19 protein-coding genes and 1 tRNA gene are annotated in these 18,652 nt (G+C 45.2%); 7 read left to right on the forward strand and 13 right to left on the reverse strand.

Features of this window, described 5'->3' with window-relative positions; genetic code table 11:
• Positions 1–48 precede the first annotated feature (48 nt).
• The 3 genes from J7K79_RS03635 to J7K79_RS03645 all read right to left on the reverse strand — a co-directional run bounded on the left by J7K79_RS03635 (position 49) and on the right by J7K79_RS03645 (position 2,943).
• Positions 49–486 (reverse strand): SDR family NAD(P)-dependent oxidoreductase, encoded by a 438-nt coding sequence (locus J7K79_RS03635; protein ID WP_296905276.1) that lies wholly within the window; start codon positions 484–486, stop codon positions 49–51.
• Positions 464–2,272 (reverse strand): HD domain-containing phosphohydrolase, encoded by a 1,809-nt coding sequence (locus tag J7K79_RS03640; protein ID WP_296905278.1) that lies wholly within the window; start codon positions 2,270–2,272, stop codon positions 464–466. Before J7K79_RS03640 ends, J7K79_RS03635 begins: the two co-directional genes overlap by 23 nt.
• A gap of 62 nt (positions 2,273–2,334) precedes the next feature.
• The gene (locus J7K79_RS03645; RefSeq protein ID WP_296905280.1) at positions 2,335–2,943 is read right to left on the reverse strand and encodes a Crp/Fnr family transcriptional regulator; all 609 of its coding nucleotides are present in this window, start codon (positions 2,941–2,943) and stop codon (positions 2,335–2,337) included.
• Positions 2,944–3,033: 90 nt separating this feature from the next.
• On the opposite strand from J7K79_RS03645, the gene hcp reads away from it, so the two are divergent.
• The gene (hcp, locus tag J7K79_RS03650; protein WP_296905283.1) at positions 3,034–4,329 is read left to right on the forward strand and encodes a hydroxylamine reductase; all 1,296 of its coding nucleotides are present in this window, start codon (positions 3,034–3,036) and stop codon (positions 4,327–4,329) included.
• A 75-nt stretch (positions 4,330–4,404) separates the two neighbouring features.
• Here hcp and J7K79_RS03655 read toward each other — a convergent pair whose 3' ends face one another.
• The 8 genes from J7K79_RS03655 to smc form a co-directional block, all read right to left on the reverse strand.
• Positions 4,405–4,545, reverse strand: a complete 141-nt coding sequence (locus tag J7K79_RS03655; protein ID WP_296905285.1) for a 4Fe-4S dicluster domain-containing protein — start codon at positions 4,543–4,545, stop codon at positions 4,405–4,407.
• 3 nt (positions 4,546–4,548) lie between these two features.
• Positions 4,549–4,818: an ArsR family transcriptional regulator gene (locus J7K79_RS03660; protein ID WP_296905287.1), complete on the reverse strand. Its 270-nt coding sequence runs from the start codon at positions 4,816–4,818 to the stop codon at positions 4,549–4,551.
• A 79-nt stretch (positions 4,819–4,897) separates the two neighbouring features.
• A complete protein-coding gene (locus tag J7K79_RS03665; RefSeq protein WP_296905289.1) occupies positions 4,898–5,575 on the reverse strand; it encodes a YjjG family noncanonical pyrimidine nucleotidase in 678 nt (225 codons plus the stop codon).
• Positions 5,572–6,411 carry an N-acetyltransferase gene (locus J7K79_RS03670; RefSeq protein WP_296905291.1) on the reverse strand — a complete coding sequence of 280 codons (840 nt, stop codon included), beginning with the start codon at positions 6,409–6,411 and terminating at the stop codon, positions 5,572–5,574. The genes J7K79_RS03665 and J7K79_RS03670 overlap by 4 nt, the downstream gene beginning before the upstream one ends.
• Complete coding sequence (gene fliS / locus J7K79_RS03675; protein WP_296905293.1) at positions 6,408–6,821, reverse strand: flagellar export chaperone FliS; 414 nt, start codon at positions 6,819–6,821, stop codon at positions 6,408–6,410. Before fliS ends, J7K79_RS03670 begins: the two co-directional genes overlap by 4 nt.
• A 16-nt stretch (positions 6,822–6,837) precedes the next feature.
• Positions 6,838–7,437, reverse strand: coding sequence for a hypothetical protein (locus J7K79_RS03680; RefSeq protein WP_296905295.1), 600 nt, complete (start codon positions 7,435–7,437; stop codon positions 6,838–6,840).
• Positions 7,434–7,973, reverse strand: a complete 540-nt coding sequence (locus tag J7K79_RS03685; protein WP_296905297.1) for an NUDIX hydrolase — start codon at positions 7,971–7,973, stop codon at positions 7,434–7,436. The genes J7K79_RS03680 and J7K79_RS03685 overlap by 4 nt, the downstream gene beginning before the upstream one ends.
• Positions 7,974–7,975: 2 nt before the next feature.
• Positions 7,976–11,488: a chromosome segregation protein SMC gene (smc, locus tag J7K79_RS03690; RefSeq protein ID WP_296905300.1), complete on the reverse strand. Its 3,513-nt coding sequence runs from the start codon at positions 11,486–11,488 to the stop codon at positions 7,976–7,978.
• A 71-nt stretch (positions 11,489–11,559) separates the two neighbouring features.
• Here smc and J7K79_RS03695 point away from each other — a divergent pair, with 71 nt between their 5' ends.
• The 3 genes from J7K79_RS03695 to J7K79_RS03705 are packed head-to-tail and all read left to right on the forward strand — an operon-like array spanning position 11,560 to position 15,141.
• Positions 11,560–12,699: an aldo/keto reductase gene (locus J7K79_RS03695; protein WP_296905302.1), complete on the forward strand. Its 1,140-nt coding sequence runs from the start codon at positions 11,560–11,562 to the stop codon at positions 12,697–12,699.
• Positions 12,696–14,657: a diguanylate cyclase gene (locus J7K79_RS03700; protein WP_296905304.1), complete on the forward strand. Its 1,962-nt coding sequence runs from the start codon at positions 12,696–12,698 to the stop codon at positions 14,655–14,657. The genes J7K79_RS03695 and J7K79_RS03700 overlap by 4 nt, the downstream gene beginning before the upstream one ends.
• The gene (locus J7K79_RS03705; protein ID WP_296905306.1) at positions 14,647–15,141 is read left to right on the forward strand and encodes a methylglyoxal synthase; all 495 of its coding nucleotides are present in this window, start codon (positions 14,647–14,649) and stop codon (positions 15,139–15,141) included. Before J7K79_RS03700 ends, J7K79_RS03705 begins: the two co-directional genes overlap by 11 nt.
• On the opposite strand, the gene J7K79_RS03710 is transcribed toward J7K79_RS03705, so the two are convergent.
• Together J7K79_RS03710 and J7K79_RS03715 are read right to left on the reverse strand one after the other, a co-directional pair.
• On the reverse strand, positions 15,138–15,338 hold the full coding sequence (locus J7K79_RS03710) for an FmdB family zinc ribbon protein (protein WP_296905308.1): 201 nt from the start codon (positions 15,336–15,338) through the stop codon (positions 15,138–15,140). The genes J7K79_RS03705 and J7K79_RS03710 overlap by 4 nt on opposite strands.
• A gap of 4 nt (positions 15,339–15,342) precedes the next feature.
• Positions 15,343–16,308: an AI-2E family transporter gene (locus J7K79_RS03715; protein ID WP_296905310.1), complete on the reverse strand. Its 966-nt coding sequence runs from the start codon at positions 16,306–16,308 to the stop codon at positions 15,343–15,345.
• Between the two features lie 42 nt (positions 16,309–16,350).
• Between J7K79_RS03715 and J7K79_RS03720 the strand changes: the two genes are divergently transcribed.
• From J7K79_RS03720 to cas6, 3 genes are all read left to right on the forward strand, one after another.
• On the forward strand, positions 16,351–17,361 hold the full coding sequence (locus tag J7K79_RS03720) for an acyltransferase family protein (RefSeq protein ID WP_296905312.1): 1,011 nt from the start codon (positions 16,351–16,353) through the stop codon (positions 17,359–17,361).
• Positions 17,362–17,409: 48 nt separating this feature from the next.
• A tRNA-Asn gene (locus J7K79_RS03725) sits at positions 17,410–17,485 on the forward strand.
• A 731-nt stretch (positions 17,486–18,216) separates the two neighbouring features.
• A partial coding sequence (cas6, locus tag J7K79_RS03730) for a CRISPR-associated endoribonuclease Cas6 (RefSeq protein ID WP_296905313.1) occupies positions 18,217–18,652 on the forward strand: 436 nt, incomplete at its 3' end.

The following is an 18,652-nucleotide window of genomic DNA, read 5'->3' on the forward strand; positions in this document are numbered from 1 at the left end:
TTTCTGTCCAGCCCGGTGCGACACAATTCACTGTGATGTTATACGGCGTCACTTCGAAAGAAAGTGTTTCCAAAAGCTGGTGAGGGCCATTCTTGTAGAATTCGAGGTGTGGAGGGTTTCCAGAGGAGAAATCACAGAAAAGGACGTGATGGCAACAATCCTGCTCCAACGTTTTTCTTTCATTTTGGGAAGATAGTTCCTCATGATGGCATCTCTGAAATCCTCATCATCAAAATATCCTGGTTTAGGACCTTCCATGTTCAGAACCAGTATGTCCACCTCTTTTACATCTTCGAAAAGCTTGTCCGGTTCTCTTTTCAGGTCACAGACCACGTAGTTGTGTCCCGCCCTCTTCAGTAGATTTTCGTTCCTCGCACGGATCATGACAATAGCACCCTCTTCTTTCAGAACGTCCACGATTGCCCTTCCTATTCCTCTGCTTCCTGCAAGAATAAGCGATTTCTTACCCCTGATGCCCAGTTCCAAGATCTCCCCCTTCTCTCAGGAATTCAACGAACTTCTCAACAATCATAGGATCGAACTGTTTCCCAGCGTTTCTGAGAAGCTCCTGGATAGCCTCTTCGACGGTTTTTCCTTTCCTGTAAGGTCTGTCACTCCTCATCGCCTGATAGGAGTCCGCCACGCACAGCATACGTGCTTCAAGTTCGATCTCTTCCCCTTTTAAGCCGTCGGGGTATCCCCTTCCATCCCATCTTTCGTGGTGGTGTCTTATCCAGAGCGCCACATCTTCGAAGCCTTCTATCTCCTTGACCAGCTCATACCCTTTCACAGGATGTATCTTTATCACATCGAATTCGCGCTCGTTGAGCTTGCCTGTTTTGTTCAGAATAACTTGAGGTACGTATATCTTCCCGATGTCGTGGAGAAGGCCAGCCCAGTAGAGTTTTTTTAGTTTTTCACCATCCATCTTGAACATTCTTCCGATCTTCACTACGTAGTATGCTACCTCTTCGGAGTGGCCTTTTGTATAGTAATCGTAGTACTCGAGAACCCTCACCCACGTTTTCACGATGTCTCTGTAGAGCTTCTTTTCCTTTCTCACCAGATCTCTGTAAGTGTGAATGGCGGAGACGATATTCAAAAACGCCCGAAGAACTTCCTTTTCAGTCTCATCGAGATCACCCTCTACCACGACAAGACCGTGCTTTTCATTCGAGTGAGAGATCTCGAAAACTTCTCCGGTTGCCTCTCCAGCCTCCTCTCTGTCGAGAATCACTTTCACACTTTTTACCTCGAGCAGATCTTTTATGATCTCCACCAGCTCGGAGGCAAACCTTGGAGTATCTTCGATGAAAACCAATTTCGAAAACTCCTCGATCGAGTTTCTGAACCTATCGTTGAGCTCTCTGATTTCATTGTAGAGCCTTTCTATCTCTTCCTGACTTGCGGACACCTCCTGATAAAGTGCCTCTATCTCCTCGTTCTGGACTCTCAATTCCTCGTTGGCCGATCTCAGTTGAAAGGTCTTCTCTTCCACCTTTTTGCGAAGAAGGTAGATGAAAGAAATGGCCATCCCAAGGGCGATCACAAAGAAAGAGAGGCTGTAAAAGGCCACTCTGAAAAGCCACGGTGGTGTTACCGTGATAAGTGGCACGTAGTTCCTTATGATTCTCCGTTTTTCGTCATCGGATATGAGCGAAAGGCCAGAATTTATGAGATTCAGTACACTCTCGTTCCCCTTCAAAACAGCCACGTGGAGATAGTTTTTCCCAAGATGAAGCGTTGTAAAGTTGGAGAGAATCCCTTCCTTTGCGAGATAGTACCTTACCACCAGATCATCTCCGAGAAACACGGTGAGTTTTCCGTCCTTTATCGCCTTCATCATCGAGGAATAATTCTCGAAGAGCTCAAGCTTCACATCCGGATTCTTTTCTTTCAGAGAATCTATCATACCTTCTCCCATGAGGGCGCCAACAACGTAGGAAGAAAGGTCGGAGAAGTTCTTTATAGGAAGATCTTTCCTGAAAAACACGCAAGATCTCATTTCGAAAACGGGCTTGGAAAAAGAAAGTAACTTTCCTCTTTCTGGGGTTTTGAAGATCTGGTCGATGGCATCCACCTGTCCTTCAAGGACCATTTGCTGAGCCAGATGCCACTTTTCAGGGATGAGCTCTACCTCTATCCCTGTTTTTTCTGAGAAGAGCTTCCAGAGATCAACAGAGATACCAACAAGGTTTCCTCTCTCGTCGTGGAAAGAGAAAGGAGCGTAGTCTTCGTCGAGAGCTATTTTCAGGGGATGAGAAAAAATCAAAACAGAAGAGAATAATAGAAAAAGAACGATCCCCCTGATCCTATCACCCTCTTCTTACGATCCTACTGAATTTTACCATCTTCAAGCGGATTCCTCAGAATCCTGATTCTTCTTCCTCTTTTCTCTATGTACCCCTCTCTTGTGAGCTCCTGGAACACTCTTGACAGGGCAGGACGAGCACATCCGAAAATTCTAGAGAGCTCTTCAACACTAACGGGAAGCACCACCTCTCCATTTTCGTTCATGTGATGAACGAGGTAGTGAACTACTTTCTCCTTCAGAGTCTTCGTGATGAGAAAGAAGAGCTTTTCTGAGAGAATCCTGAAGTGTTCCGAGATATCTTCCAGAAAAAAGATCAAAAACTCTCTATCCTCCATAAGGAGCTCTAGGAATCTGTCTTTTGGCACTGTCAAAATTTTCGCTTCGCTACCCGCTGTTACATTCACAGGAAACCGAGGATCTCCAGAAAACACCAAACCCGATGCTACAATCTGAACGGGTTTTATCGTATCTACCTCAAGAACCTTTCCATTTTCAGAGACGTACTCTGTTCTGAGGACTCCCTCTAGAAGTATCAAAACCTCATCCATTGGATCTCCCTGATATCTGACGATTTCTCCTTCTCTGTAAGTGAGCACCTGTCCACATCGCAAGAGTTTTTCTAGTTCCATCTTTCCACCCCCGTAACAATTGTTACAGACAGAATTATCATAACCTAATTATAATCTACGTGAAAGCTTTAACAAAAGGAGGTGGAAAACATGCAGATGTTCTGCTATCAGTGTTCACAAACGGCAAAGGGTGTGGGTTGTACTGAGTACGGAGTCTGTGGAAAAAGTCCCACACTTGCAAGACTTCAGGACAACCTCATATTCACCATAAAGGGGATATCCGCCTACTACTACCATGCGAGGGAACTCGGTTACGACGATCCCGAGATCGCAGGCTTCTTGGATGAAGCACTCTACAGCACCCTAACCAACGTGAACTTCGATGTGGAGTCCTTCGTTGAATACGCCCTCGAAGCGGGGAGAATGAATCTCAAAGCGATGAAACTCCTCAAGAAAGCCCACATTGAAACCTACGGAGAACCCACACCTGTTGAAGTGGAAACGGGAACAAAGAGAGGAAAGGGTATCATCGTAACAGGACACAACCTGAAAGCCCTAGAAGAACTTTTGAAGCAGGTGGAAGGGACCAACGTCTACGTGTACACACATTCTGAAATGCTTCCAGCGCACGGGTATCCCGGCCTGAGAAAGTACAGGAACCTTGTGGGAAACCTCGGAAAGGCTTGGTACGATCAGAGGAAACTCTTTGCAGAGTATCCAGTCGCCATCCTTGGAACATCGAACTGCGTGTTGATTCCGAGTGACTCTTACAGGGACAGGATGTTCACAACGAGCATAGCAAGACTCCCCGGAGTGAAACACATAGAAGGGTATGATTACTCCGAGGTGATAGAAAAGGCAAAGAGTCTTCCCGATCTAGAGGAAAAACCGGGTGCCTACAGGTTCAGAACGGGATACTCCACGTCCGTTGTGGTTTCTCTTGCCGACAGGATAAAGACTCTTGTCGAGGAAGGAAAAATAAAGCACTTTCTGGTCGTCGGTGGTTGTGACGTTCCATTCAAGAGGAACGAATACTACAGAGAGTTCGTACAGAAGCTCCCAAAGGAAACGGTTGTGATTACCCTTGCTTGTGGAAAATTCAGGATAAACGATCTCGATCTCGGAGACATAGAGGGGATCCCAAGGCTCATCGATGTGGGACAGTGCAACGATACAATCGTAGCCATAGAGATCGCCGAGGCACTCGCAAAAACCTTCGGTGTTCCGGTCACAGAACTTCCGCTCACACTCGTACTCACCTGGATGGAGCAAAAGGCGATTGCGATTCTGTGGACGCTTCTTGCGCTCGGTCTGAAGAACATCTACGTCGGACCCGTTCTACCTGCTTGGGTGAACGAAGACATCCTGAAAGTGCTCACCACGGAGTTCGGACTGAAGACGATTTCAGAACCCGAAAAGGACATAAAGGAAATTTTGAAGGTATAATACCCTGCCGCCCGGCGGGGGTCTTTTTACTCCGTGACAGACACACATGAGAAGCGCCCTCTTACCCATCAACGTTCAACTCACACACGCGTCCGGATTTGAAACCCGTGGTTTTCCATTTTCGGTCGTGTAAACACCGTGCGGACAGAAGTTCACACAGGTCAGACATCCGGTGCACTTACCGCAATCGATCACTGGATACCAGTTCTTTGCCACGTTTTATTCCCTCCCTTCGGCTATCTTCTCCGCAAATCCTATGAGTTCCAGAATTCGGGGATCTTTCAGAACCAGCTTCTTTCTCTTTCCTTCACAGATCACGTCCATCAATCTCGCTCTTTTTAGGATGGAGATATGCCTGGAAAGTGTTGATAGATCAAGATGTTCTGTCGCTTCCAGCTCACGCATACAGAGATCTTTCTGTGCGATCTCTTTGAGTATCTTCACCCTCCACTTGCACGATAGTGCCTTGAAGATTTCCACGATTTCCATTCTCTCACCTTCCTTGTATATTTGTACAATAATGCAAGTATCATTTCAATGATCAAGTACATTACTTCTGCGTAAAATTTCACAAAAGTTCCTCCATGATTCTTTCTAGCTCTTCGAAGCTTTTCGCAACAGGGAATTTCGTCGAGACATCACCCCGGGGTGAGAAGAAAATGAAATCGATACCGGCATTTTTTGCACCCTCGAGATCACTCTTGAGATCATCTCCCACATAGAGGGCATCTTCTTTTTTCAATCTCATCCTTTCGAGCGCCACCTGAAAGATCCTGGGATCGGGTTTTTCAAAGCCTGCCTCTTCAGAGGTGAGAACGAACTCGAAGAATCTTTCGAGTTTGAGCTTCCTGCTCCTCTTTTTTTGAACAAAGTACACACCGTTCGTTATAGATGCCATTCTGATGTTTTTTCTTTTCATCTTTTCAAGAAACTCCTCCGCCCCTGGGAGAAAGTATGCCTCTTCTGAGAGGAACTCCAGATACTCTTTTGCCACAATCTTCGGATCGAGAGAAACTTCGAGTTCCCTTAGAAACTCTTCGAATCTCGCAACGACGACATATTCTTTCGATGCCCTTCCCTCCGCGAGCATCCCCCACCATTTTCTGTTTATGTGCCTGTACAATAAAACCTGTTCCTCGGTGAGAGGAATTCCATGGCTCAGGAATGTCTTTTTCAACGCCATTTCTTCACTCTTCTCGAAGTCGAGGATAGTGCCATCCAGATCGAACAGTATCGCTTTCTTCAAACCAGCCTCAGCTCCATCTCGTACTGTGTGAGCACCCTCTGAAAGCCATTCGCCTCGAGAGCGTGGGAGAGTGGATCATCTTCAGGAACGGCCGTACAGGTCACCAGGTTTTTTTTACTCTCTTTCTGGACGTGATCAACACACTCTCTGATGAACTCGTCCATGTTACCGCGAAGGGCAAAGGCATCGACGATGAAGGAACTTTGAGGAGTTTTTCCCCAAACGAGGTACCCCTCTCCGTCCTTCCAGCTTGCCCTTTCCATTCTGTAGCGTCCGTCTGCAAGAAGAAGAGTTGTACACTCCCTTTGCCAGTTTGGGTTCCTGTTGAAATCCGTTCTTGCCCTCAGAGAGTACATGTGGATCCTTTTTTCATCTGTTTCGAAGAATCTCACATCACCCGTTCCATCGACGATTCTATCTAAAACGAAGCTGTAAAGATGTCTTTTTCTTTTGAAGCCGTTCTTCTCGTAGAATCGGACTGCCCTTTGATCCGTTGACACCACCTCGAGAACGACGCTTTTTACACCCTTCCACACGAGGTGTTCCAGCGCGTGCTTCAAGATCATATCGGCAAGACCCGTTCCCCTCTTTGGCTTTATCACTCCCATGGAATCTATCCTTCCACGGTCCTTTCTTATACACAGCAGAACAAAACCCACCGGTTTTTCTTCTTCGAAGAACACAAAAGAATCTTCCAGAGAAATGGAATTTTCTCTCACGTCGAGGTTGAAGTTGTACACATCCCAGTTCACAGGAACCGCGTAGTCCTTGAACACCTCGTTCACCAGATTCACAAGATCGATAGCGGAAACTTCACTTGCCTTCTTTATAGTCACCCCATGAGGTTCAATCCCCCCCGCTTGTTGTCGGAAGATGGTACATTTCCTGCCTTCTTCATGGCCTCTTTCCAGACCTCTAGAAGCTCCGAGAGCATTCCCTCGACTTCTCTGATCTTCTCCAGGTCTTTTTTAACGTTTCCTTCAATCAGTCTCTGGAACATGTAGTTGTAAAGCGCCCTCAGGTTCTGGGCGATGGTTCCCCCTTTTTCCATGTTCAGAGAAAGGTTGAGTTCTGTGATTATGTCCTGTGCACGTGTGACCTTCTTGCTGAACTCAACGAATTTCTTCTCTTCCAGCAGTTTTTCCGATTCTTTCAAAACCTCTATCGCTTTCTCGTAGAGCATCTGAACGAGTTTCGCCGGACTTGCAGTCGTGATCATCTTCTCAAGATACGCGTTCTCTTTCATCCTTTTTTTTCACCTCTCAGGATGCCTCTTTTTTGAGAAGATCCTCAACCTTTTTGAAGAACTCCTCGTAGTAAGCGAAAACGTCTTTCAGCTCTCCATCTATGAGATCGGATATCTTCACAAGATCTTTACTCTGAAGGGCGTTCACAAAGTCCGTCAGGATGCGTACAAGATGTTCTTCGTTCACACTCAAACCCAGCTCTTTCGGACTGATGCCAGTGATTCTGATGGTGTTCATCCGAACGTTCTCCATGGCGTTAAGCCCTTCCGCAAGATCGTTTATGCTTCTGTATCCCTCGCTGGTTCCTGCAATAACGGCGTCTGCTACTCCCCCAAGTAAGGGTTTCACCCTCTCTATGTACCTGAGCACTTCCTCTATCGTTTCGAGTAGAAATTCCTTCAGAGGAGCAAGTTCGAGCTCTATTTCCATATCGTCACTGATCTCCAGGCGTTTTACCTCTTCCAATCTTGTGAGGGAGTACTCCTCATCGTTTATCACAATTTTCTTCACCACCAGATTTCCTTTTTCTTCTCTGACACGGTCCAGAAGTTCTCCAAAGGTTCTTACATTCTCCGTATCGACGGTGATTTCTTCTCCATTCACGATGATCTTCATTTTATCACTCCCTTTACAAAGAAATATCGGGTCAAAGCACAGATCGTCTTTGAATCTTCTATCTCCGCGTTCTTGAGCAAAGACAGCACCTTCTCCACAGGAATTTTCTTTACCTCGATGAACTCATCTGGATCGGTGTTCTGGGAAGTTTCTTCCAGTTCTTCTGCCACGAATATGTGTATCACTTCCGTGGTGAAGCCGGGCGTCGTGAAGATCTTTCCCAGATAGGAAAATTTCTTCGCCTGATAACCTGTTTCTTCCTCAAGCTCCCTTTTTGCACACTCTTCCGGTGATTCTCTAGGATCCATCTTCCCGGCCGGAAGTTCAAGAAGCTCTTGCTCAATGGGGTATCTGTACTGCTCAACAAAGATGATTTCCTCTCCCAAAACCGGGACGATGACGACCGCACCGGGATGATCCACTACCTCACGGGTCGACTCCTCACCGTTTGGAAGTCTTACACGATCGACCCTCACACTTATCATCTTTCCTTCGAAAACTCTTTTGCTTTCGATCTTCTGTTCGTAAAATTTCACCATCACACCTCCAGTATTTTCTCTACCTCCACAGGCACGATGGCGGACACGCCATTCACCATGGTTACACCGTGCAGAAGATCCGCTGCCTCCATGACGATCTTATTGTGAGTGATCACGATGAACTGTGTTTGCCTGGCATTCTTCTTTAGCAACATCTTGAATCTCTCAGCGTTGTAGTCATCGAGGGGAGCATCCACTTCATCGAGCACGTAGAAGGGACTTGGCTTTATCTCCATCAACGCAAAAAGTAGAGCGATTCCCACAAGTGCCTTTTCTCCGCCAGAGAGAAGGTTCAGCTTTTGATCTCTTCGACCGGGTTTTCTTATGGATATCTCAAACCCTGCGTCGAGAATGCTCTTTGCTTCGGAAACTATGTTGATCCTGCCTTCTCCCCCGAAGAATAGAAGTGAGATCAACCTGTTGAAACTCTCGTTCACCTTCTGATAAACATCGAAGAGAAGGCTTTCGGCTTCACGGTCTGTCTTCTCTATGATCCCCTCGAGTTTTCTCTTCGCTTCTTCAAGGTCCTCTTTTTGTTTCAGGATCTCTTCGTACTCTTCCCGAAGCTTTTCGTACTCTTCTATCGCTGTGAGGTCCACCGGGCCAAGGTACTTCATCTTGTTCTCAAGATCTTTCATGGATCTGTGGATCTCCTCCAGCTTTTCGTCGGGGAGCTCTTCCACCTCTTCTTCATTCCCCGAGAACTCTCCCAGGATGTTTGCCACTTTCATTCTACTTTCCTGAAGCGCCAGTTCAACTTGATGGAGGTGATTTCTCAGTTTTTCCTTCTCTTCTTTCAGATCGTTCATTCTTCTTTCTGTCTCTTGAAGTTCCTTCATCTTCTCCTCTTTTCCCGTTCTGTGAAGTCTCATGGTCTCGAATATGCTATCCATTTCTTTTTTGAGGTGCTCTATCTCCCGTTCGTGCTCTCTTATGGCCTGTCTGTACTTCTCCATCTCTTCCTCGAGTACTCCCATCTGGGATTTCAGGTGTTCCATCTCTTCATCAGAACGTTTTATCATTCTCCTTGCGTCTTGCATCTCTTTTTCGTAACGTTCTTTGGTTTCAAGAAGGCTTCCCACTTCCGCTTTGAGGGTGAAGAGCTTTTCGTTTATTTCATCGATGATCTTTCTTTCTTTTTCCAGTTCCTCGGAATACTCAGAAAGTGCCTCCTGGAGCGATTTTCTGCGCTCTTTCAGCTTGTCCATTTCCTTGAAGATCCTCTCTCTTCTTGCTTTCAGACCTTCCTCCTTTGCTCTGTATTCTGCGAGGAGATTTTCGAGATTCTGTATTTCGCCCTGCAGCTGGCTTATGGATCTCAGTATTTCAGAGAGAACCGTCTTCGTTGAAGAAGATTTCTTGGAGAGATCAAAGAGTTCCCTCTGGACGATCGTTTCCTGTTTTTTCAGGTCTTCCTGTTCTGTCATCAAAGAAGCGAGTTCTTCCTTCTTTTCAAGGATCGCTTTTTCTGTCTTTTCCATCTCCTGCTCCACGTGTTTCAATCTTATTCGCCTCTCGAAAACGTTGCTCGATCTTTCTTCTCTTCCACCCGTGATGGCACCCCTTCCACTTATCAGCTCCCCGCCCAGTGTTGCAATTCTCGTGTTGAGATGGTACTTCTTTTTCATCCTTATCGCATCGTCAAGTGTCTCCACAACGAAGGAATTTCCAAACAAAAATCCTGAGAGCACTTCCAGATCAGAAGGAAGTTTCACCAGATCGACGGCGTAACCGATGAACCCTCTTTCTTTTTCCAGCCCGGACACTCCGCTGAAAGACCCATCTATCAGGTCGAGTGGGAGTATGGTAACTCTTCCCAATGCGTTTTGTTTCATGAACTCAACGATCATCTTCGCCGTGTCCACGTCCTTCACAACGATGTTTTGTGACATCCCACCGAGAAGGACACTGATGGCGAGTGAATACTCCTCTTCCACTTCGAGAAGGTTCGCTACCACGTCGATGAGTCCTGGGAATCTTTCTTTCTCGTCGAAAACGGCCCTCACCGCTCTGGAAAAACCTCTGTATTCCTTCATTTCCCTTTCCAGCATTTCTTTTTCGAACTGAAGTTCTCTCATTCTCTTTTCCAGGTTTTCTATTTCATGAGAGAGTTCTCTGATCTTTCTCTCTGTTTCTTCAATACCCTCTCGAACGACCTTTAGTTCTTCGGTGAGTTTCCTTTCTTCTTCATCGAACTCTTCCGCACGCCTGGATATCTCCCTGAATTCTCCTTTCTTTTCCTCGAGCTCTCTTCTTCTTGCAGAGATTTGATTCTCGGTGATCTTCCTTCTCTTTTCCAGGTCTTCGAGGTTTTCACCGATCCTGAGGAGCTCGTTTTCCATCTTGAGGATCTGTTTTTCCATGCTTGAAGCTTCTTCTCTGAGTCTCATGAATTCTTTTTCTTTCTCATCGAACCTTGAAAGGATGGATTCTTTCTCCTTTTCCAGAGAATCGAGTTCGTTCGACTTTTGCTCATACTCACCTGCTACCCCCTTGAATATGTATTCCATCTCTTCCAGTCTTTTTGTGTACTCTTTCTTTCTCCTTTCCAGCTCATCGAGTCTTGTAGAGATCTCCACGTACCTGTTTTCACTATTCGCAAGCTTTGAAGAGTAAAGATTCTTCATCTCCTGTAGATCACTCTGCCTTTTTTTGTAGTCCTCGAGTAGTTTTGTGTACCTCTCTATTTCCTGATCCATCTCCCCGAATTCACTCCTCAGAGTGCTCCATCTTGTCTCGAGCTCTACAAGTTCCTTCTGGATCTCCTTTATCTTCCTGTTAGTCCTTTCTTCTTCCTCTCGATAGAATTCAAGCTTTTTCTTTTCTCTCTTCAGGACGTTTCCATAGTAGAGCTTCTGGAGCTTTTCCAGCTGAGAAGAGTACTCTTTGTACCTCTCTGCCCTCTTCGCCCTGAGATATAGTGACTTCATTTGACGCTCTCTTTCATACAGGACATCCTTTACCCTGTCGAGATTGACCTTTGTTTTCTCCAGGTTTGCTTCTGTTTCCTTCTTTTTCTCCCTGTAGATGGAAATACCTGCGGCTTCTTCTAGAAGAAGTCTCAGTTCTTCCGGAGAAGCGTTGACCACCCTATCTATTTGCCCCTGGCCGACAATGGAGTAGAAGTCTACCCCGAGGCCGGTACCCACAAAGCGATCTTTTATATCCTTGAGCCTGACAGGACTACCGTTCAGATAGTAGGTATTTTCCCCTGTTCTTTTCAATTCGCGGGCAACTGTGATCTCTTCACCATCCTCTTCAAAGACGAGTTCCACATATGCGGCACCAGCGGGTGGTAGGTTCTCCGATCCGGAGAAAATCATGTCGAATTTCTCACTTGCGCGCAGCTCTTTCTTTGATTGCTCTCCAAAGACCCATTTTATGGCATCTATGATGTTGGATTTCCCACTACCGTTCGGCCCGACAATGGCGGTGATCTGATCGGAGAAGGTGATCAGGGAAGGCCTGCCGAACGATTTGAAACCCTTCAAAAAGAGTTTTTTCAACCTCAAACCGATCCCCTCCTACACGTTAGATTTTATCATCCTTTGATGCTAAAATTGACCTAGAAGGAGGTGTAAACATGCAGTACAGGAGGTTCGGAAAAACAGGGGTGAAGACTTCCCTTCTGGGTTTTGGAGCGATGAGACTTCCCGTGATAGGAGAAGACCACTCCAGAATCGACGAAGAAAAGGCAATAGAGATGATCAGATACGCCATCGATCACGGTGTCAACTACGTTGACACGGCCTATCCATATCACGGTGGGAACAGTGAGAAAGTTGTGGGGAAAGCCCTGAAAGACGGTTATCGAGAGAAAGTCTTCCTTGCCACAAAATCTCCCGTCTGGCAGGTGGAAAAGCACGAAGACTTCTACAAATATCTAGACGAACAACTCGAAAGACTCCAAACGGATCACGTGGATATGTACCTGATGCACGCCCTGAACAAGGACAGATGGGAAAAGATAAAAGAACTCAGGTTCTTCGAATTTTTCGAGAAGATGAAGACGGAAGGAAGGATCAAATTTGCCGGTTTTTCTTTTCACGACAGGTATCCTGTTTTTAAAGAGATTGTGGACGGGTACGACTGGGATTTCTGCCAGATACAGCTCAACTACATGGACGAGAACTACCAGGCTGGTGTGAAAGGCCTCAAGTACGCCGCTTCAAAAGGCCTTGCCGTTGTGATCATGGAACCTTTGAAAGGAGGAAAACTCGCAAGACTCCCAAAGAGAGTGATGGAAATTCTTGAAAGATCCAGAAGGAACTGGTCTCCCGTTGAATTGAGTTTCAGATGGCTCGGAAACTTTCCCGAGGTATCAACAGTTCTGAGTGGAATGAGCACACTGGATCAGGTGAAACAGAACGTGGAGATCATGAGCAGAATCACCCCGAACAATCTAACAGAGGAAGACCTGAAAATGATAGAAGAGATAAAGAGAACACTCGAATCTTTCGCAGTTATAAATTGCACAGAATGCGGATACTGCATGCCCTGTCCGAACGGAGTAGACATCCCCGGAAACTTCAGATTGTACAACGAAACCGTGATGTTCGAAGATTGGGAAGGTGGCAGAAGAACGTACAGATGGTTAGAAAGCCAAAAGTCTGCCGCCTCCTCTTGTGTTGAGTGTGGCGAGTGTCTCAGCAAGTGTCCACAGAAGCTCGATATACCAGGTCTTTTGAAAAAAGTCCACAAGGAGCTGGCAGAAGTTAGATGAAGAAAAAACATCTCTGGCTGGTGCTTTCGCTTAGTGCCGCCTTTTTCTTTCTGTATTCCTATCTTCAAGAAACACCCTCGCGGGTGAATCTAGAAGCTCACTGGGAAGACACTCTCTTCAAAGCCCTGTTTCTCCTTGCCAGCATTCTTTTGAACGTTTTGTTTTCGACGTCGAACATGCACTTGGCTCTCGCCGGTGCCTTCATTCTTTTTCTGGGTGCATGGATGAACTTCCTCGATACTTTCTTCATGATCTCAGGCTTGTTCTATCTGGTGAGGTTTTTTCTCTACACGGCTGGTTCTGTGCTGATATTCGTCGAGACATTCAAAGTACTCTCAAAAACGAAAAGGCAGATTTTGATGCTCAGGGGACTCTTTTATGAGAACAACGATATGGTGATCTTCTACACACCGGACGGAAGAATAGTAGAGATGAATCCTGCGGTTGAGAAGTTTCTTCACTACGAAAGAGTAGAACTTTTAGGAAAGAGCGTTGAAGACATCGCTTCTTCAAACGATGTGAACTTCGTGGTTCAGATGATGAACCCACTTCAGGGAGATTCCAGAAAAATCGTCCCGGTGCCAGAAAGGGCATTTCTGAGTAAAGACGGGGAGATTGTCCTGTGTGAGAGCAAGCTGATCCCCCTGTATGAAGGAAACCGGCTGGCCTTGATACAGGAAATAGCAAGGCCCATCAACGAGAAGATAGAAACAGAAAATCTGTTGAGAAAGGAAAGAAGAAGGTTTCTAACCTATTTCAACAACCTGCCTGTTCTGAGCGTCATTTTGAAAAAAGATGGGACGGTGGAGGACGTGAACAATGCAGGGTGTAACTTGCTTGGCGTCAATCGGGCCAATCTTTTGAACAAAAACTGGTTTGGGATGTTCCCCGAGAGTTTTCCGGAAAAAATCTTCGAGAAGGCATTTCGTGAGAAACTGATTCACGAAGGAATTATCAAAACCTCACAGGGTGAAAGGATCATAAGATGGGTGTTCATACCCCTGGGAACTGACAGACTCCTGGTAGCAGGAATGGACGTCACAGAAGAAAGAAAAAACCTGGAGAGACTGAGGAGAGACAGGAAATTCTACGATCTTCTCCTGAACCTCTCCGGGAACTTTCTTTCTTTGGGATGGAACGACTTTGTGTTCAAAAAGTATGTATCATCGATGGTAGAGATCTTTGGAGCAGAGGATTTAGCCCTGTACGAAAAAGAAAACAGCGAGTTCTTCATGAGGGTCTCTTTCAAGAATTCTTTTGATGAAAAGCTGACGAACGCATCGGGTGACATTGTGACAGAAGGAAACATTCTGAAGATACCCCTTGAATACGAAGGAAGAGTGTTCTCACTGATTGTTGTCCAGTGTAAATCCCTGGATGAAAGTCTTCTTGAGATGGCAAAGTTACTGAAAAACCAGCTGGAACTCATATACTGGAAACTGAAAAGTGAAGAAAGGATCCTCTGGCTTGCCGAACATGATTCTTTGACGGGAGTCTACAACAGAGAAGCATTCGAAAGCCGACTGGCCTATCTGATAAACCTATCGAGGAGATATGAAAAAAAATTGTCTTTCGTGTTCATAGACCTTGACAATTTCAAGCGAATAAACGATACCAAAGGGCATCTAGTGGGGGATCACGTTTTGAAAGAGTTTGCTAAAATTCTCTCCTCGATCTTGAGAAAATCTGATATCGTCGGAAGACTCGGCGGGGACGAATTTGGAATCGCTCTTCCAGAGACGGGATTTGATGGAGCAGAGACCATGGTCAGGAGAATAAAAGATCGTTTCAGGGAGCCTGTTGTCATGGGAGAGGATCATTTCGCACTGGAATTCAGCTATGGGATCAGTGTCTTTCCCGACGATGGTGAGAGTATAGAGGAACTTATGAAAATCGCCGATGAGAGAATGTACGTGGATAAATTCAAGAAGAAGAGGGGGAAAGAAGATGACCGATAAACCAAAAAGGTACAAGATATTCATGGAAAGAAAAAAGAGGATTGCCCTCATAGCTCATGATAGAAGGAAGAAAGATCTTCTCGAGTGGGTGAGTTTCAATCTGGGAACACTCTCTCAGCATGAATTGTACGCCACCGGAACAACCGGTGCCCTCCTTCAGGAGAAACTCGGTCTCAAGGTGCACCGGCTGAAGAGTGGTCCACTCGGTGGTGATCAACAGATCGGCGCGATGATAGCAGAGGGAAAAATAGATGTGCTCATCTTCTTCTGGGATCCTCTGGAACCTCAGGCACACGATGTCGATGTGAAAGCACTCATCAGAATAGCGACAGTCTACAACATACCTGTTGCCATCACAAGATCAACAGCGGACTTTCTGATCTCCTCCCCCCTCATGAACGAGATGTACGAGAAGATCCAGATAGATTACGAGGAGGAGCTGGAGAGAAGGATCAGAAAGGTAGTTGAAGGTGAGGAGGATTAACCACACCCGGAGCAACCACTGCAATTTCCGCCACACGAGGAAGAACCACCTTGAACGGAAAAGGAGACTTTTCTATACACCCTCTCCTTTTCTTTTGAACTACATCGAGGACACCTCACCTCTTCCACTTTGCTGTAAGATGTAAACACCGTGTATTCTTCTCCACACTCCTTGCACCTGAAAGTGTAAGTGGGCATCGCCTCAGCCTCCCATTACGTAGTGTTTCCAGTAGTTTCTCAGGAATATCAGGAAAGGAAGGGCTATGAGTACACCACCAAAGCTGAAAAGATCACCGAATATGAGTATGGTGATCAGGATTATGAACCAGTGAATATTCAGAGCGTTGCTCTGTATCCTAGGTGCCAGCACCCACATCTCCAGCTGGTTTGCCACCACAAGGATGATCGTTCCTATCAAGATCCCGTTCAATCCGTGCACAGAAAAGGAAAGCATCAAAAGAGGAATAGCTGAGATCACAACTCCCAGGTATGGAACAAAATCGGTTATGAACGCAAGCATTCCGAGGAAAAAGGCGCTTGGTATCCTGCACAAAAAGGCACCAACTCCCACAAAAACTCCCACGAAAATCGCAACGAGCACTTGACCACCCACGAATCGTTCAAACTCCCTGTAGACTTCTCTCATGAAACGCTTCCCATCCTCTGGATCTCTTGGGAAGAGATAATGTACATTGTCTCCGATGAGTCTCTTGAGTGATGAGACAATGAGCGAGGTGATGACAACAATAATGGCGGCCGTCACGAGAGATGGTACGTACCCGATGAGTCTGTTCACAAGTGAAAGTGCTCCCTCAGAGAACGAGGCACTGAGGTTGTTGAGAATGGAAGATATCCAGCTTGGTATCTTGAGCTCTTCGAGGCTCGATCTTATCGTGTTGATTTCAGAGAGAACCCTCTGAGCCTCTTTTATGACAACAGGAAAGAAGTTGACAGCAGAGTAAGTTATCATCAGAAAGATCACAACGTTCGAGATCAACCTTGGAAGGAAAGATGGCCTCTTCACTAGTAGGCCAAGGAATCTTGTCACGTAGTCGACGATGATCGATAGGTACAGCCCCATTACCAGGGCGGTTATAATGAAAGGAGAGAGCTTTGCAAGGATCAAGAACAACACCAGGTAGGCGAGAGCAGAATGCTCGTTTTTCATTTTTTCACTCCTTTCGATACCATTCTATCAGAGGTGGGGTCTATGGAAGCTATGAAGGGACTTCTCATACTGTTTGTTCTGATTAGTCACGCAGTGGTGAGTGTCTACAGGGATCTGACGTTCCTTCTTCCAGTTCTTCGGTTTGTGAGTCCGTGTGTTTTTGTTTTTGTGTACCTCTTTGGCTATTCTCAGGGGCGAATGAGAAAATCACCTTTGAAGATCATCAGGAAGTCTTTCTTTTTCTTTTTGTTTTACCTTTTCTGGTCGTCCGTTTCTTTTTTTCTTTACTCACTTCTGGACGGAAGATATTCCAAAGTGTGGGTAACAAAACAGGTGTTCAGTGTGGATGGCACTCTGCTTTCGAAGTATCTGATCACAATATTTTCCTTCACCGGATCATGGCAGTATTATTTTGTCTTTGTTTTCATCATGCTGATGGTGATCTCTGTTTTCATAAAGGATCCAAGAAAAATTTTTCCTTTCTCACTGGTGGGAGCCATCCTTAGCTCTTCCTTTGTGAGTGTCTGGTTTTTGACAAAAGACGAGCTTTTACCACCTGTCGAGGGAGCGTTCATCACTTATTTCAATCCAGTCCACTGGCTCTTTCCTTTCCTCCTGGGTCACAAGGATGTTCTTGAGAGAAGAGAGCGCTCTTTGAAAAAGCACTCCCTAGCTGTTTACCTGGCTCTTTTTGGTCTCGGCTCACTGGAGTACTGGAACGCGTATCGAAAATTCCGCAGTCTCATTGGCATCGATCAGTTCTCCCTCCCCGGTGTGCTGCTTGGTGTGTACAGCGTGGAGGTGTTTTCGTCTGTTTCAAAGAAACTGAGTTTCCCTCTCTTGAAGAGGATGGGAAGGTATTCTTTTCTTCTTTTCATGATACACATGCCCTTTCAGTGGATGTTTTACGTATTTCTGGACACACTCATTGACCTTCCAGAATGGTGCTGGGTTTTGATCATGATAGCTTTTTCGGTAGCGTTCATGGAGTGTCTTTTGAGATTTGCAAAACATCTTCCAAAACCGTTGAGGAAAGTGGTGATCGGTTTGTGATACCCCTTGAAATCTTCCCTATCATGTAGTACAATTATCCATGGAGGTTCCGGCGTAGCTCAATCGGTAGAGCGCCTGGCTGTTAACCAGGTGGTTGCAGGTTCGAGTCCTGCCGCCGGAGCCAGTGAGAGAAATCACTTAGGGGTTACGGTACAATGTAAAAGGTGGAGCCAGAAGGCTCCGCTTTTTTGTTTTAACTTTTTGTGACTCGACAAAATACTTAATGCGAAAACGAAATTTCAACAATCCATGAACCTGTTATATACTTCAAAAGCAAATTTTGATCGCCCTTCCTCACTCCTTTCCAGCTACTCCGATCTCTTCTAACATATTTATTGCATTGAATATTACTAAAATGCTATAATTGAATCGTAGTCACTTGTTTAATCAGTGAGAAGAAGAAATATTGTTGGAATTGCACTTTTTCTTGGTGGTGTTAACGAGATCCCCAAGACTACAGGTGAAAGCAAAATATTCAACCATTTCTTAATCTCACCTATTTTGAATGTAATTTCAGTTTTTTGATCTGCAAGTAATAATCACCCTGATTTGTTTTGGTTGACATTTGATATATTTGATATATAGGCATTTTTATTCGTTAAAACCTGTCATTTGCTTGTTGTTGCGATCAAAATAAAAACTTTCAATACAGCAGTGAATCTTTGCAAACGGGCGTTATTCCTGTAATAGTTCATTGCGCAGATTGTTGTTATTGTTGCTTTCTTTACGTTAAAAGAGCGAGCGATTAATGATTAGCACTGTGGGACAATAATATGTAGGCTGTAAAATTTTGTATCCCGTAAGTAACCGTAGTGGAATGAAAATGATGTGAATCTTCAAAAGGGGCGAGTTGAAATGAGATTTCTTTGTGAGTTTGAAACTAAAGATCTGCCTGTATCATACCGTATGATTTTTGTCAGCATGATAAAAGATGTTTTGAAGAGGGAAGATGGAAGTCTCTACGAAGAATTATTCACTTATGGAGATGGTAAAAAAAACAAAGCAACGAAGAGTTATACATTCGCTGTATTGCTGAGAAATCCAAAAATAGATGGTGAAAGGATACGGTTTGAAGGTAACGTAAGATGGTTTTTTAGCTCTCCTGATCCAAAAATTCTGATCAATGTATACAATGGTTTGAAAAGGTTAAATACCTTCAGCTACAGAGAAGAAAAACTAGACTTGAAGAAAATCACCCTCCTTCCTCAAAAAGTTATAGGTGATGAAATAGTGGTTTTTAAGACATTATCCCCAATACACATAAAGGATAAATTCAGGAAAACCTTTAAGC

This window comes from Thermotoga sp. (assembly GCF_021162145.1).
Classification (GTDB): Bacteria; Thermotogota; Thermotogae; order Thermotogales; family Thermotogaceae; genus Thermotoga.

Bases quoted from the DNA above. Each gene is read 5' to 3' on its own strand.
- hcp (WP_296905283.1), top strand. From the start codon at position 3,034: ATGCAGATGTTCTGCTATCAGTGTTCACAAACGGCAAAGGGTGTGGGT.
- J7K79_RS03705 (WP_296905306.1), top strand. From the start codon at position 14,647: ATGACCGATAAACCAAAAAGGTACAAGATATTCATGGAAAGAAAAAAG.
- fliS (WP_296905293.1), bottom strand. From the start codon at position 6,821: ATGAAAGAGAACGCGTATCTTGAGAAGATGATCACGACTGCAAGTCCG.
- J7K79_RS03715 (WP_296905310.1), bottom strand. From the start codon at position 16,308: ATGAAAAACGAGCATTCTGCTCTCGCCTACCTGGTGTTGTTCTTGATC.
- J7K79_RS03660 (WP_296905287.1), bottom strand. From the start codon at position 4,818: ATGGAAATCGTGGAAATCTTCAAGGCACTATCGTGCAAGTGGAGGGTG.
- J7K79_RS03680 (WP_296905295.1), bottom strand. From the start codon at position 7,437: ATGAAGATCATCGTGAATGGAGAAGAAATCACCGTCGATACGGAGAAT.
- J7K79_RS03700 (WP_296905304.1), top strand. From the start codon at position 12,696: ATGAAGAAAAAACATCTCTGGCTGGTGCTTTCGCTTAGTGCCGCCTTT.
- J7K79_RS03710 (WP_296905308.1), bottom strand. From the start codon at position 15,338: ATGCCCACTTACACTTTCAGGTGCAAGGAGTGTGGAGAAGAATACACG.
- J7K79_RS03695 (WP_296905302.1), top strand. From the start codon at position 11,560: ATGCAGTACAGGAGGTTCGGAAAAACAGGGGTGAAGACTTCCCTTCTG.
- J7K79_RS03720 (WP_296905312.1), top strand. From the start codon at position 16,351: ATGGAAGCTATGAAGGGACTTCTCATACTGTTTGTTCTGATTAGTCAC.
- J7K79_RS03645 (WP_296905280.1), bottom strand. From the start codon at position 2,943: ATGGAACTAGAAAAACTCTTGCGATGTGGACAGGTGCTCACTTACAGA.